This is a genomic window from Cohnella nanjingensis (assembly GCF_014212125.1).
Classification (GTDB): domain Bacteria; phylum Bacillota; class Bacilli; order Paenibacillales; family Paenibacillaceae; genus Cohnella; species Cohnella nanjingensis.
The window spans coordinates 230,075-242,967 of record NZ_JACJVP010000024.1 but is presented as its reverse complement, the minus strand read 5'-3'; the positions used below and the strand labels follow the sequence as shown (position 1 = coordinate 242,967).

Below are 12,893 nucleotides of genomic sequence, written 5' to 3'. Positions count from 1 at the left end.
CGAAACCCTCCCCTAAAGGTATCAATCGATATGCCAACCGGCCTCCCGGCCGTGTTCAGCCTTTGATGGCCCCTACCCGCAAGCCCCCGACGAAGTATCGCTGCAGGAACGGATAGAGGAAAATGATCGGGCCGATCGTGACGACGGCCGTCGCGAGCCGGACCGTGTAGGCCGGCGCGACCTGCGAGGCGGATGGAGACCCCGATACCGCGATCGTCTGCGCCATGTCGACGTTGCGGATGATCTGCATGATGATGTACTGCAGCGAGAAGAGATTCGGATTGTCGATGTACAGCATGGCGGGCGTCCAAGAGGACCAGTACCCGAGCGCATAGAACAAGCCGATCGTCGCGATCGCCGGCAGCGACAGCGGCAGCACGATCGAGCGCAGGATCCGCATCTCGCCCGCGCCGTCGATCTTGACCGACTCGAACAGCTCCTTCGGCAGGTCATTGAAGAAGTTGCGCATCAGGAACAAGTTCCAGGGCGACAGCAGCGCAGGCAGGATATAGACCCAGATCGAGTTCTGCAGGTGCAGATACTTCGTCGTGAGGATGTAGTTCGACACCATGCCGCCGCTGAACAGCATCGTGAAGTAGAAGAACAAGGAGAGATGCCCCGCGTAGTGCAATCTGCGTCCGGACAGCGCATACGCAGCCATGCTCGTCACGAGAATGCTGAGCGCCGTCCCGACGACCGTGACGAAGATGGTGACCAGGTACGCCTTCGGAATCGTGCTCGTCGTGAAGATCGCCCGGTAGGCGGCGCCCGACCATTGCTGCGGGAGCAGCTTGTAGCCATCCCGCAGCAGCGCGGATTCCTGCGTCAGGGAGCTCGCGATGACGAGCAGGAACGGATACAGGCACGCGATGGCGAACAAGCCGATCAGCACGTAGAAGACGGCGGACATCCATTTATCGCTTATCGAATTTTTCAAAGCCGGCTTCCCCCCTTAGAACAGCGCCGAGTCCTTATCCAATTTGCCCGCGATCTTGTTCGCCGCGACGACCAGGACGAACCCGACGAGCGACTGGTACAGCGCGATCGCCTGGGTCATGCCGAGCGAGCCGGCCGTGCGCAGCGCCCGGAACACGTAGGTGTCGATCGTGTCCGTCGTCCCGAACAGGAACGAATTGTCCCCGACGAGCGAGTAGATCATCTCCAGATTGCCTCCGAAAATGTTGCCCAGGCTGAGCAGGAACAGCATGACGATCGTGCTCTTCAGCATCGGCAGCGTGATCCGGAAGATGCTCTGGAACCGGGAGGCTCCGTCGATCCTCGCCGCCTCGTACAGCCCCTTGTCGATGCCCACGATCGCGGCCATGTAGACGATCGCGCCGAAGCCCGCCGTCTTCCAGATGTTCAGGAGCACGAGGATGAACGGCCACGCCTTGTCGTCCGAGTAGAACGCGATGTCGCGCGCGCCGATCGCGCTCAGGAATCGGTTGACGACGCCCGTGTCCGCCGTGAAGAACGCGACCGAGAACAGGCCGATGATGGGCCAGGAGATGAAGTTCGGCAGGATCATGACCGACTGCATCACCCGCACGATGACGCTCTTCCCTAGCTCCGTCAGCATGATCGCGAACGCGAGCGACAGGATCGTGCCCGTGACGATGAAGAGCAGATTGTACATCACGGTATTGCCCGTGATGATGAGCCAGTCTTGGCCTCTGAAGAAGAACCTGAAGTTGTCGAGTCCGATCCACTTGCTCCCGAACAGTCCCTTCAGCGGGTTGAAGTCCTGGAACGCGAGGACGACGCCGAGCATGGGCAGATAGGCGAAGACGATGCTGAATACGATGGCCGGAACGGCGAGCGCGTACAAGTACCGGTTGCGCGCCAGATCCCGAAGCCCTTTGTGTTTGATGCCGGTCTTGCTCATCCCTCAACCTCCACCCCGTCGCCGGGTCCGCGCGGCGGCCCCCGGCGATCGATCCGTATCCCTATTGTAAGCGCATCGCATCCGCGACAAGTACACAGCGATTTCTCGGATTCCGCGTGTTTTCTTGCAAGAAGCGACGGGAAAAACAAAAAAACCGACCGTGCCGGCGAAGTATTTCCTCGTCCGGACGATCGGCTCTCTCGCCGCGCGCCTATTGCTCTCTGAACCGCAGCCTGTACTCGCTGGGCGTCAGCCCCGTCTTCTGCCGGAAGATCTTGCCGAAGTACTTCTCGTCGTGGAATCCGGCCTGCTCCGACACCTGGTAGATCGGGGCGTTGGTCGTCTGCAGCAGCCGCTGCGCCGATCGGATGTTGATCTCCTGCACGTAGACCACGAACGACAGCCCGACGATCTCCTTGAAGCTTTTGCTGAAGTAGCTGATGCTCATATTGATCGCCCGGCAGATGTCGGGTTGGCTGATCTTGCCTCCCGTGTGCTCGTTCAGCAGGTCGACCGCCCGAAGAATGGCGTGAATGACTTCTTCGGAGTACATCGTGTTGCGCAGGAGCTTCTGAACTTCGGCGCGGACGGCCCTCGCCCACACGCCCAGATCGTGCATGGCGCGCTTGCCGTCCAGCTCCGCCAGCAGCGGCTTCAGCTTCTCCAGGGACGGGCACTTCGCGAGCCACGCTTCGCAAGCCTCCGCCAGGACGGCCCGCCACTCCGCCGCCTGGCAGGACTGCAGCACGAAGCCCGAGATGGCGTTGTACTCCGCGTCGTCCATGAACCAGATCATGCGGCGCCAGCCGTCAAGCAATTCCTCCCGATCGTCGCCGCGACGCGCGTCCGCCTGCCGCTCGCTCAGCGGCGCCTGCTCGAACTGCTTCGCGAGACGCTCGAGAAGCTCCACGACGGAGTCGTCGTCCAGCTGCGTCTTGACCATATAGTCGATCGCGCCGAGACGGAGCGCCTGCTGCAGGTAGTCGAACTCCTGGTGGCAGGTCAGCACGACCGAGCGCACGCGGGGGTGCTTCGACTTGATCGTCCGCACCAGCTCCAGCCCGTCCATCCCCGGCATCGAGATGTCGGTGAAGAGCAGGTCGATGTCGCTCCGCTCTAGCGCTTCCAGCGCTTCCTCCGCGCTGGACGCCTCCCCGACCCACTCCATGCCGTAGTCGCCGAGCGGCAGCATGCTGCGGATGCCTCTGCGGACGAGCGGCTCGTCCTCTACGATGAATGCTTTAATCATGGTCTTCACCGCCTAATATCCGATCCGGGATCGTGATCGTGATCGTCGTGCCTTCGTCGATCGCGCTGACGATCTCCATGACGGCCTCGTGATCGTAGTAGACTTCGAGCATCTTCTTGACGTAATTCAGGCCGATGCCGAGTCCCGACTTGGTCCGTTCGCCCCCTTCGAGCAGCTGCGCCACCTTGTCCGGGGGGATGCCCTTGCCGTTGTCGGAGACGACGATGCCGATCCGGTAAGCCTCGCAGCGCTTGATCGTTACGAAGATGCAGCCCTGCTCGCTCATCAGGCCGTGGTAGAGCGCGTTCTCGACGAGCGGCTGCAGGATGAATCGGGGGATCGGCACGTCCAGCATCTCCGGTTCGCAATCGACATGGACGCCGAACCGCTGATCGTACCGGACGTTCTGCAGCTCGATGTAGTCCTGCAGAGCCCCGAGCTCCTCGCGGATCGTCACGATCATGCTGCTCTTAGCTAGATTATAATGGAGCACCCGGGAAAAGACTTTGACCAGATTGAAAATCTCCGTCTGGCCGTTCGCACGGGCCAGCCACTGGATCGTGTTGAGCGAGTTGTGCAGGAAGTGCGGGTTGATCTGCGACATCAGCTTCTCCACCTCCAGCTCGGCCTTCCGCTTCTCCTTCTGTTCCACCTCGTAGATGAGCTCGACGATGTTCTCCCTCATCTTCCGGAAGCTCGTGAACAGCATGTCGAATTCCTGCAGCGGCGTCCGCAGCGACGGGCCTTCGGTCTGATTGTAGCTGAACCGCGCGATCTCGTGGTTGATCTGGCGGAGCGGACGGTTCACCATCCGCAGGATGTAGGCCGCCGCGGCGACGGTGACGAAGAACGACAGCGCCGCCATCAGGAAGAATTGGTTCTGCCAGAGATTCACTTCCTTCTTGTATTCAGAGGTCGGCACGAGCAGATGCAGCTTCCACCCCGCCGACCCCGCGGCGACGAAGGGCTCGTAGCCCTTGAAGCTGCCGCCCTGGTCATCGATCGGCTCGCCCGCCCGATAATCGGGCAGATCGCTGTACAGGATCGTCCCGTCCGCGCGCGACAGAATCTGCTTGCGCTGCGAGCCTTGGGCATTGTCCGACGGGGAATGGACGAGATCGTTAAACTTCGTCTCCAGATAGACGTAATAGTGCTTGCCCACCCCGTATTCGATCTTGCGCAGCAAGGAGACGACCAGGTCGTCGTGTGCGTACAGGACCGACGGGTGCGGGCCGTAATAGGACAGCTGATTGGCTTGATAGAATCGTTCGAAGGGCATCTCCTCGAGCCGGGTCCCGATCCATTCCGGCTTCAGCGGAGCCGTCTCGAACTGAATGCGGCTCTCGTACGCCGGGATATAGAAGAACACGGCGTTAATGATCGGATTGGAATACCCGATGTTGGTCAGCGACTTGTCGATCGAGAGGAAACGTCTGGTTTTCTCCAGCGGGTCCTCCGTCTCCAGGTAATCCATCACGTCGTCCCCGAGGCCGCCGTTGATGACCAGGAGCTGCGATACGCTGGCCAGGTTCGTGAACGCTTTGTCCAACGCGTCCCTCTCGTAGTTGACGATCGACTGATCGCTCAGGCTGCTCTTCTCGATCTGCACCTGGTACATCCAATGGTAGGAAGTGACGCCGATCAGCAGGATCGGCGTGATGGTCACGACGACGAGCAGGAGGATGAGTCTTTCTCGGAGCGTCTTGGGCCATAGCGACCGCAGCCGGCGCCGTCCTTGCGCGAATGTCATCTCTCTCCCCCCCGGTCTAGCGTACCGCAAAAAAACGGCAAAAGCACGAGCAAGTCGCGCCTGCCCGTGCCGGTGAGAGCTAAGAATCGAGGCCCTCCCCGGGCTTCAGGATCGGATTGGATTCGGTACGGAGAACGGTCATATCGGTCATCCCCTACTCAGTCTTTGTGGACCATTGTACGGGTTGAACGCCGCTTCCCGGAACCGACTCGTATGTTCACATGCGCTTATTTTCTTCGAGCGGCGGCGCGCGGAACAAAAAATTCCCCGGGGCGGGACAAAAAGCTCGCCCGTGGGGGCGGGACATCAAACAACGCCAAGCGGCCTGCGCTTGGCGTTGTCTGTGAATGCTGGAATTAGGCCAGCTTGCGGCGGAAGTAACCGGACGCGAGATCGATCAGCGTCACGGTGACGATGATGCCGAGCAGAATGATGCCGACCCGGTCCCAGTGCCGCGTGTTGAGCGCGAAGATCAGGGGCGTCCCGATCCCACCCGCGCCGATGATGCCCAGGATCGTAGCGGATCGGACGTTGAGCTCGAAGCGGTACAGCGTATAGGACAGGAAGCCCGGCAGCACCTGCGGGAGGATCGCGAACCATAGAATCTGCATTCGGCTCGCGCCGGTGGCGATGAGCGCCTCCGTCGGTCCGGCGTCCATGTTCTCGATCTCCTCGGCGAACAGCTTGCCGAGCATGCCGATCGAGTGCAGGCCCAGCGCCAGCGCGCCGGCGAAGGAGCCGGGGCCGACCGCCTTGATGAACAAGAGCGCCAGGATGATCTCCGGGAACGTCCGGACGACGCTCAGGATGACCTTGCCCGTCCCGGAGTGCACCCTGGACTTGCCCCGGTTGGCCGACGCCCAGAAGGCGAACGGGACGCACAGGATCGCGGAGATGAACGTGCCGAGCACCGCGATGGCGAGCGTGTCCAGCAGGCCGCGCAGCAGGTCCTCGCCGTCCGGCAAATAGACGTAACCCCAGTCGGGGTGGAACAGGCCGCGGAAGATGGAGCGCGTAATCTGGCCGGCCGTCTCCTTGATGCCCGACAAGGGGAGGCCCCAGAAGGTCCAAACATAGATCAGGACAATGACCGCAAAGATCAGCCAGCGAACCCAACGTTTACGATTCATAGCAATTTCTCCCGCAGCTTCGTGCTTAGATAGTCTACCGCCAGTACGATAGCCAGCGTGAACAGAATGATGGCGTTGGTCTTGTCATACTCCAGGAAGCCCAGCGTCTTCTCGTAGTAGAGGCCGATGCCGCCGGCCCCGACCAGTCCCAGCACGGCGGCCGCGCGCACGTTGATCTCCAGGGTATACAGCACGTAAGAGATAAAATACGGGATCATCTGCGGCACGACGCTGAACAGGATGAGCTGCAGCTTGTTCGCGCCGACGGAGGTCATCGCCTCCATCGGTCCGCGGTCGATCGTCTCCAGCGACTCGTAGGTCAGCTTGGCGATCAGGCCGACCGAGAACACCGCCAGCGCGAGAATGCCGGGAATCATCCCGAGACCGAAGATCGCCACGAAGAGCGCCGCCAGCAGCAGGTCCGGAACCGTCCGGAGCAGATTGAGGACGATCCGGAAAAACTGGTAGATCCATGGCGAGCGGACCATGTTGCTGGCCGCCAGCACGGCGATGGGCACCGCGACGATCGCGCCCAGCGTCGTCCCGGCGATCGCCATGCGTATCGTGTCCAGCATCGGCTGGACCACGTTGTCGAAGTAGGTCCACTTCGGCGGGAACATCTCGGCGATGAGATCCCACATGTTGGGCAAGCCCTTGAACAGCCTTCCGAAGGAAGCCTCGATCCGGTGGGCGCTGCCCCACAGCAGGAGGATGACCAGCACGAGCGTGAGCAGGTGCTTAAGCTTGCGAGGCGGCTTCGGCAGCGCGGCGGACGGCGTCGGGGTGCCGTTCATGGCTGCGCGACCTCGAGCAGCTCGTCCCGCTGAATCGGGCGGCCGTAGATCTCGGCGAACCGCTCGTCCGTCGCTTCGGAGACCGGCCCGTCGAAGACCACTTCGCCGGCGCGCAGGCCGACGATGCGCGTCGCATACTCGCGTGCAAGGTCGATGTAATGCAGGTTGACGATGGTCGTGATGCCCAGCTCCTGATTGATCCGCTGCAGGTCGTCCATCACCTGCTTGGTCGTCAGCGGGTCCAGCGAGGCCACGGGCTCGTCGGCCAGGATGATCTGGGCCTCCTGCGCCAGCACGCGGGCGATCGCGACCCGCTGCTGCTGGCCGCCGGACAGCTGATCGGCGCGGGTATACGCCTTCTCCGCGATGTTCACCCGGCCGAGCGCCTGCAGCGCCAGCTCGACGTCATGCTTCGGGAAGCCGAACAGCGTCCTCAGCGTCGAGTGATAGCCGACCCGTCCGGCGAGCACGTTGCGCAGCACCGACGAACGCTTCACCAGGTTGAAGCTCTGGAAGACCATGCCGATCCCGCGGCGGATGCGGCGCAGCTGAACGCCCTTGGCCGCGGTGATCGACTGGCCCTGGATCCGGATATCGCCTTCCGAGATCTCGTGCAGCCGGTTGATGGATCGGAGCAGCGTGGACTTGCCCGCGCCGGACAGACCGACGACGACGACGAACTCGCCTTTGCCGAAGGTCAAATTGATGTTGTTCAAGCCCTTGGTGCCGTTCGGATAGATCTTGGACACGTTGCGAAGTTCGATCATGGATCCATCAGTCCTTTGCGCATTCGGTGTGGGATCGGGAAGGCCGAAAATAAAAGATCAGCCAGCGAATAGACATTCGGCTGGCTGTCGGAAAAGCGATCGGGCCAAGCGGCGGAGACGGGAAGCTTAAGGCCGATTACTCGGTCTTCACCTTCGCGTTGTATTGCCGGACGATGTCGAAGATGCCGTCGTTGGACTCGACGTAGCCTTCGTGGGTGTAGATATCCTTGATGATGGCGTGTCCTTCTTCGCTCTTGCCGATGTCGATGAAGGCTTGCTTCAGCTTGGCGATGAAATCTGCGTCCATATCGGAACGGACGGAGATCGTGTCGTTCGGGATCGGCTCCGTGAAGGACAGCACGCGGGTATCTTCGAAGACGGTCGGGTAGTCCTTCTTCACGGTGTTGCGCGCGTCTTGGAAGATCGCCGCGGCATCCACGTCGCCGTTCAGCACGGCGATGACGCCTTGGTCGTGACCCTTGACCGTGACCGGAGTCACGTCATGCAGCGGGTCCAGCTTGTGATCCATCAGCAGCGCGGCCGGCCATACATAACCTGCGGAAGACGTTACGTTCTGATAAGCGATCTTCTTGCCCTTCAGGTCTTCGATCGTCTTGATCGGGGAATCCTTCTTCACGATGATCATGGACTTGTAAGAGTCGGCGAGCTGATCCGTAGGCGCGCCAGTCTCGTCGTTCACGCCGAAACGCTGGGCTTGCAGGATGACTTCGGCCGCGCCTTTGTCCTTCGCCAGCACGTAAGCGGTCGGAGGCAGGAAGCCGACGTCGACTTGCTTGGACGCCATCGCTTCGATGATGGTGTTATAGTCGGTGGACACGCTGACTTTGACGTCGATGCCCAGCTTGTCGCTCAGCAGCTTCTCGAGCGGCTTCGCCTTGGCTTCCAGCGTATCCGCGTTTTGCGAAGGCACGAATTGAACGGTGAGAGTCTTCGGCACGTAGCCGGCCGGAGCCGACGCTTCGGGAGACGGCGATGCGCTGGCGCTAGGCGACGCGCTGTCGCTCGGAGATGCGCTGTTTCCAGCGTTATTGTTTTTGCTGCCGCAACCGGCCAGCAGCAACGCGACTACTGCCATAATGCTTACGAGAACGGTAAATCTCTTTAACATAGTAACCCTCCACACCAAGCTTTATTTGTGTATTTTCGTTACGAATGCAATGGTAACATAGGTATATAGGCCCGTCTCGCGATTATTGTAAACCCCATGTTAATTTTCTGTTATCTATAAGGAATCTATGCAGGAAGGCGCTATACTCGGGAGGGAGGGGATTGGGATGCACCCGCAAGAGGAAACCATCGTAACGATATTAAGCACTAGCGACGTCCACGGCCATCTCTATCCGACGGACTATCGGGGTCCCGGGGACAAGCCGCTCGGCATGGCGAAGCTGTCAACGCTCATCCAGCAGGAACGCCGCGAGGATCCGGCGCTGCTGCTCCTGGACAACGGCGATCTCTTGCAGGGAACGCCGTTCATGTACCACTATGCCAAGTACGATCGGAGCGGCACGCACCCGGCCGCCCAGGCGCTCAATGCGCTGCGCTACGATGCCGCCGTGTTCGGCAATCACGAGTTCAACTACGGCCTGGAGCTGCTGGGCCATGCGGTCGCAGATTCCGACTGTCCGTGGCTGTCGGCCAACATCTTGCGCGCGGCCGACGGCGAGCCGGCGTTCGGCCAGCCTTACCGGATCTTCACGATACCGGAGGGGATCCGGATCGCCGTGCTCGGGGCGACGACCTCCTATATCCCGAATTGGGAGGAGCCGGCCCATGTCGAAGGCCTGGCTTTCGAAGACGCGGCGGCCTCCATCCGGCGCTGGGTCGCGCAGATCCGCGAGACGGAGCGGCCGGACGCGGTCGTCGTCGCCTACCATGGCGGATTCGAGCGGGACCCGGCCACGGGCGAACCGACCGAACCGCTCACGGGGGAGAATCAAGGCTACGAGATCTGCTCGCGAATCCCGGGCATCGATGTTCTCCTGACCGGACATCAGCACCGGCTGCTGGCCGGCGAGATGAACGGCGTGGCGATCGCGCAGCCCGGCAGCGCCGGCCAAGCGCTCGCGAAGGTGCAGTTGGCCTTCGAGCGCGGAGAAGACGGCCGTTGGACGCTGCGGCGCAAGACCGCCAGGCTGCTGCAAGTGGACGAATCGGTCGCGGCGGACGAGGAGCTGCTCGCCATGTTCGCGGCGGATGAACGGAAGACGCAGGAATGGCTGGATCAGCCGATCGGCACGGCCGAGGGCGAGCTCTCGATCGCGGACCCGTTCGCGGCCCGGCAAGCGGATCATGCGTTCACGGAGTTCGTCAATCGGGTGCAGATGGAAGTGACGGGGGCGGAGATCTCCTGTGCGGCCATCTTTACGAATGAGGCCCGAGGATTCGACGGACAAATCACGATGCGCGACGTCGTGTCCAATTATATTTATCCCAATACGCTCAAAGTCATACGGCTGTCCGGCCGAGACATCAAGGAAGCGCTCGAGAAAAACGCCGGCTACTTCGTCTTGGATGAACGGACGGGCGGCCTCGCGGTGTCTCCCGCCTACCTGGAGCCGAAGCCGCAGCACTTCAACTACGATATGTGGGAAGGGATCGAATACGAGTTGAACATCGCGATGCCGGAGGGTCAGCGGGTCGCCAAGCTGCTATATGGCGGCATCCCCATGGATCTGGAAGCTGCCTTTGACGTCGCCATGAACAGCTATCGCGCGGGCGGCGGCGGCAACTTCGACATGCTGAAGGACAAGCCGGTCGTCCGCGACATCCCGACGGACATGACGGAGATTCTGGCCGACTATATCCTGGCGCGCAAGACCATAGTCGCTACCTGCGATCATAATTGGAAGGTCGTCTATTAGACATTGGATGCGGTATTGATGCATTGCGAAAAGCCTGCCGGGGCGGCAGGCTTTTTGTCATGAGACTCGGACTATCCTATTCAGTCGGCACTACCAGACGGGGCGGAACGCGCCCGGCTTGCCATTCGGGAAGGTGCCGACCAATTCGCGCATATTCAACCGGAGGGCTTGTACTTTGTCTTGGCCGAGCGACTGTTCCCAACGGCTCTCGATCGCCGAGAAGATGCGCTCCGTCTCGCGGATGCATGCCCATCCCCGCTCCGTCAGCACGACGAGCTTGCCTCTCCGGTCCGAAGGATGAGGCTGCCGGCTCACGTAGCCTTGCCGCTCCAGATAATCGATCGTCAGACTCGCCGCCTGCTTGGTAATGCCCAGATGGTCGGCCAACTCGTTGCCGGTCGCGCCGCCATGGGAGATTCTCTGAAAGATAAAGCCATGGGAAGGCCGCACGTCGTCGAATCCGATCTTCGCCAGTTCATCATGCAGCTCTTCAACGGCCATGCGAAATGCATTCGCGAAGAGAATCGTCAGTTCGTAGCCCCAAGCCTGTTCCGTCATTGCCGCGTCCCTCCAGCCGGATCCATCCTAACGCCGATGGCTTTGTACCATTTTACCACGGATCGGGGAAAAGAACGGAGGCCGCCCCCATTCGGGACGGCCTCCTACTCCTTTGAACGATCATTTGATCCGGCAGGCTGGCTGCTCGTTCAATTCCGCGCCGATCTGGCGAAGCAGCGAGGCGGTGTCGAGCAGCGCCCAGTGCTCCGCGATCTTGCCGTCCGCGATCCGGTATTCCCGGTACAGCTTCACGTCCACCGGGTTGAATGTCGCTTCCGTCCCTCTGAAGTTCCCTTCATGCGTCCCCGTCAGCCTCAGTCTGACGACCACGCGATCATCCTGCGCAACCATGCTCTCCACGGCGGATGCTTGATCCGGAAACGCCGCACGCAAGATGCCGGCCATCTGCGCGAGCCCTTCCCGATTGCCCGGGACATAGGCGTGGTCGATATAGTCCGCCGACAGATACCGTTCCAGGCAGTATAGGTTCCCTTCGTTCCAGAACTCCCGAACAAACGCGCTTACCAATTCCTTATTCTTCTCCATCATCGTGTTTCCTCCAGTGTCCATATAGTCAAGCTAATTGACTTATATCCATCATAGCACGATCGTCATTTTAGTCAAGTTAATTGACTACATGGCAGAGCCGCATGATTTAGCCGATTGGCCGCCCCCCCGCTCGCGTCCTTGGCCGAGGCGGCGTGGAGATAAGCGCAGAATGAGGTTATCTCGGTCCTTTTGCGACCCCGAAACGCTAAGATAACCGCACAATGGGGTTATCTCGGTCCTTTGCGGCCAAGTAGGTTTCGGCCACCCTCTTCCTATGGGCGTCCCTCCGGGACATTGCAGGAACCGACGCAGCAACGGCAAAAAAGCACCCTCCACTCGAAGGTGCTTTTGCATTTTGGTATTTATCGCAGCTCGCGGCAGCCAATGGCGCCCTGCTGCTCGCGTTGGAGGTTGGCCCGAACGGCGAATGTATTGCGCGAACGAGGCCCATAATGCCAGTAGGGGCGTCCCGTTGCCGCCACTGCTGCAGTTCCTGCAGCCTCAGTCGCCGCCGATGCCGATGCCGATGCCGTTTCTGTCGCAGCTATCCTTGCCGTTCGGTACGTTTCCTGAAGGCCTTGGCCGTCAAACCCGTCTCGCGCTTGAACATGCTGCAGAACTGCACCTCGCTGGAGAAGCCGGCCGACAGCGCGATCTCGGACACTTGCAGATTCGTCTCGTACAGCATGAGCTTGGCGTACTCCATCCGTTTCTTGAACAAATATTGCAGCGGCGCGATGCCGTACGTCTCCCGGAACAGATGGCGGAAGCGATCGTAGCTGTATCCCGACATCTTCGCGAGCGACTCGATCGCGATCTTCTGCCGGTAGTTCTCCTCCATATAGTTGCGTACATATTGCAGCTGGCTCAAGGACGACTCCTCGGACCGCCGCCTGTCCGTCAGCCGCTGGATCTGAATGACGAGCTCGCCGGTCATGTAGTTCAGCATGTCGGAGTAGCCGTGCTTTTTCCCCGTGAACTCTTCGTTCATCCGAAGGATCAGCTGCTTCAGATAGCTGTCCTCGTCGTCCTGAATGACCGCGTCGATCTTCCGCAGCGCGGCGCTGTCGCTGTGGAAGCCGATGAACAGCACGTCGCCCTCGAGGTCGTGCCGTTCATCGTGGATCGTGCCGGGCGAGATGACGGCGAACATGTTGTCGGCGAAGGCGAAGAACCGCGAACCGATCCGGGACTCCCCCGAACCGCCAAAATAATAAACCAGCTCGTAGCACTCATGGCTGTGCAGCGGGATATATCGGCTGGATTCCCGCTTGGAATAGAATAGAAAGTCGAGCGAATTCACCCGCGCTCATCTCCATATTAGCC

At 60.7% G+C, this 12,893-nt stretch carries 12 protein-coding genes; 1 reads left to right on the top strand and 11 read right to left on the bottom strand.

Annotated features, from left to right (window positions below; all coding sequences use genetic code 11):
• Positions 1 to 55: 55 nt before the first annotated feature.
• From H7C19_RS14905 to H7C19_RS14870, 8 genes are all read right to left on the bottom strand, one after another.
• The gene (locus tag H7C19_RS14905; RefSeq protein ID WP_246469515.1) at positions 56 to 937 is read right to left on the bottom strand and encodes a carbohydrate ABC transporter permease; all 882 of its coding nucleotides are present in this window, start codon (positions 935 to 937) and stop codon (positions 56 to 58) included.
• Positions 938 to 952: 15 nt separating this feature from the next.
• The gene (locus tag H7C19_RS14900; RefSeq protein WP_185143452.1) at positions 953 to 1,885 is read right to left on the bottom strand and encodes an ABC transporter permease; all 933 of its coding nucleotides are present in this window, start codon (positions 1,883 to 1,885) and stop codon (positions 953 to 955) included.
• Between the two features lie 211 nt (positions 1,886 to 2,096).
• Positions 2,097 to 3,134, bottom strand: a complete 1,038-nt coding sequence (locus tag H7C19_RS14895) for a response regulator (RefSeq protein ID WP_185143451.1) — start codon at positions 3,132 to 3,134, stop codon at positions 2,097 to 2,099.
• Positions 3,127 to 4,884, bottom strand: coding sequence for a sensor histidine kinase (locus H7C19_RS14890; RefSeq protein WP_185143450.1), 1,758 nt, complete (start codon positions 4,882 to 4,884; stop codon positions 3,127 to 3,129). The genes H7C19_RS14895 and H7C19_RS14890 overlap by 8 nt, the downstream gene beginning before the upstream one ends.
• A gap of 356 nt (positions 4,885 to 5,240) precedes the next feature.
• Positions 5,241 to 6,014 (bottom strand): phosphonate ABC transporter, permease protein PhnE, encoded by a 774-nt coding sequence (gene phnE, locus H7C19_RS14885; RefSeq protein WP_185143449.1) that lies wholly within the window; start codon positions 6,012 to 6,014, stop codon positions 5,241 to 5,243.
• Entirely contained in the window at positions 6,011 to 6,808 is a 798-nt protein-coding gene (gene phnE / locus H7C19_RS14880; protein ID WP_185143448.1) for a phosphonate ABC transporter, permease protein PhnE, read from the bottom strand. The genes phnE (H7C19_RS14885) and phnE (H7C19_RS14880) overlap by 4 nt, the downstream gene beginning before the upstream one ends.
• A complete protein-coding gene (phnC, locus tag H7C19_RS14875; RefSeq protein ID WP_185143447.1) occupies positions 6,805 to 7,575 on the bottom strand; it encodes a phosphonate ABC transporter ATP-binding protein in 771 nt (256 codons plus the stop codon). Before phnC ends, phnE (H7C19_RS14880) begins: the two co-directional genes overlap by 4 nt.
• A 136-nt stretch (positions 7,576 to 7,711) precedes the next feature.
• A complete protein-coding gene (locus H7C19_RS14870) occupies positions 7,712 to 8,704 on the bottom strand; it encodes a phosphate/phosphite/phosphonate ABC transporter substrate-binding protein (protein WP_185143446.1) in 993 nt (330 codons plus the stop codon).
• A gap of 166 nt (positions 8,705 to 8,870) precedes the next feature.
• On the opposite strand from H7C19_RS14870, the gene H7C19_RS14865 reads away from it, so the two are divergent.
• Complete coding sequence (locus H7C19_RS14865) at positions 8,871 to 10,460, top strand: bifunctional metallophosphatase/5'-nucleotidase (RefSeq protein WP_185143445.1); 1,590 nt, start codon at positions 8,871 to 8,873, stop codon at positions 10,458 to 10,460.
• A gap of 90 nt (positions 10,461 to 10,550) precedes the next feature.
• Here the strand turns inward: H7C19_RS14865 and H7C19_RS14860 are convergent, their stop codons facing one another.
• The 3 genes from H7C19_RS14860 to H7C19_RS14850 all read right to left on the bottom strand — a co-directional run bounded on the left by H7C19_RS14860 (position 10,551) and on the right by H7C19_RS14850 (position 12,870).
• Positions 10,551 to 11,018 carry a MarR family winged helix-turn-helix transcriptional regulator gene (locus H7C19_RS14860; RefSeq protein WP_185143444.1) on the bottom strand — a complete coding sequence of 156 codons (468 nt, stop codon included), beginning with the start codon at positions 11,016 to 11,018 and terminating at the stop codon, positions 10,551 to 10,553.
• A gap of 120 nt (positions 11,019 to 11,138) precedes the next feature.
• A complete protein-coding gene (locus H7C19_RS14855; RefSeq protein WP_246469514.1) occupies positions 11,139 to 11,567 on the bottom strand; it encodes an ester cyclase in 429 nt (142 codons plus the stop codon).
• Between the two features lie 544 nt (positions 11,568 to 12,111).
• Complete coding sequence (locus H7C19_RS14850; protein WP_185143442.1) at positions 12,112 to 12,870, bottom strand: helix-turn-helix transcriptional regulator; 759 nt, start codon at positions 12,868 to 12,870, stop codon at positions 12,112 to 12,114.
• Positions 12,871 to 12,893: the final 23 nt, after the last annotated feature.

Excerpts from the sequence above, each read along its gene's own strand:
- H7C19_RS14900 (WP_185143452.1), bottom strand. The coding sequence starts at position 1,885 with ATGAGCAAGACCGGCATCAAACACAAAGGGCTTCGGGATCTGGCGCGC.
- H7C19_RS14895 (WP_185143451.1), bottom strand. The coding sequence starts at position 3,134 with ATGATTAAAGCATTCATCGTAGAGGACGAGCCGCTCGTCCGCAGAGGC.
- H7C19_RS14890 (WP_185143450.1), bottom strand. The coding sequence starts at position 4,884 with ATGACATTCGCGCAAGGACGGCGCCGGCTGCGGTCGCTATGGCCCAAG.
- phnE (WP_185143449.1), bottom strand. The coding sequence starts at position 6,014 with ATGAATCGTAAACGTTGGGTTCGCTGGCTGATCTTTGCGGTCATTGTC.
- phnE (WP_185143448.1), bottom strand. The coding sequence starts at position 6,808 with ATGAACGGCACCCCGACGCCGTCCGCCGCGCTGCCGAAGCCGCCTCGC.
- phnC (WP_185143447.1), bottom strand. The coding sequence starts at position 7,575 with ATGATCGAACTTCGCAACGTGTCCAAGATCTATCCGAACGGCACCAAG.
- H7C19_RS14870 (WP_185143446.1), bottom strand. The coding sequence starts at position 8,704 with ATGTTAAAGAGATTTACCGTTCTCGTAAGCATTATGGCAGTAGTCGCG.
- H7C19_RS14865 (WP_185143445.1), top strand. The coding sequence starts at position 8,871 with ATGCACCCGCAAGAGGAAACCATCGTAACGATATTAAGCACTAGCGAC.
- H7C19_RS14860 (WP_185143444.1), bottom strand. The coding sequence starts at position 11,018 with ATGACGGAACAGGCTTGGGGCTACGAACTGACGATTCTCTTCGCGAAT.
- H7C19_RS14855 (WP_246469514.1), bottom strand. The coding sequence starts at position 11,567 with ATGATGGAGAAGAATAAGGAATTGGTAAGCGCGTTTGTTCGGGAGTTC.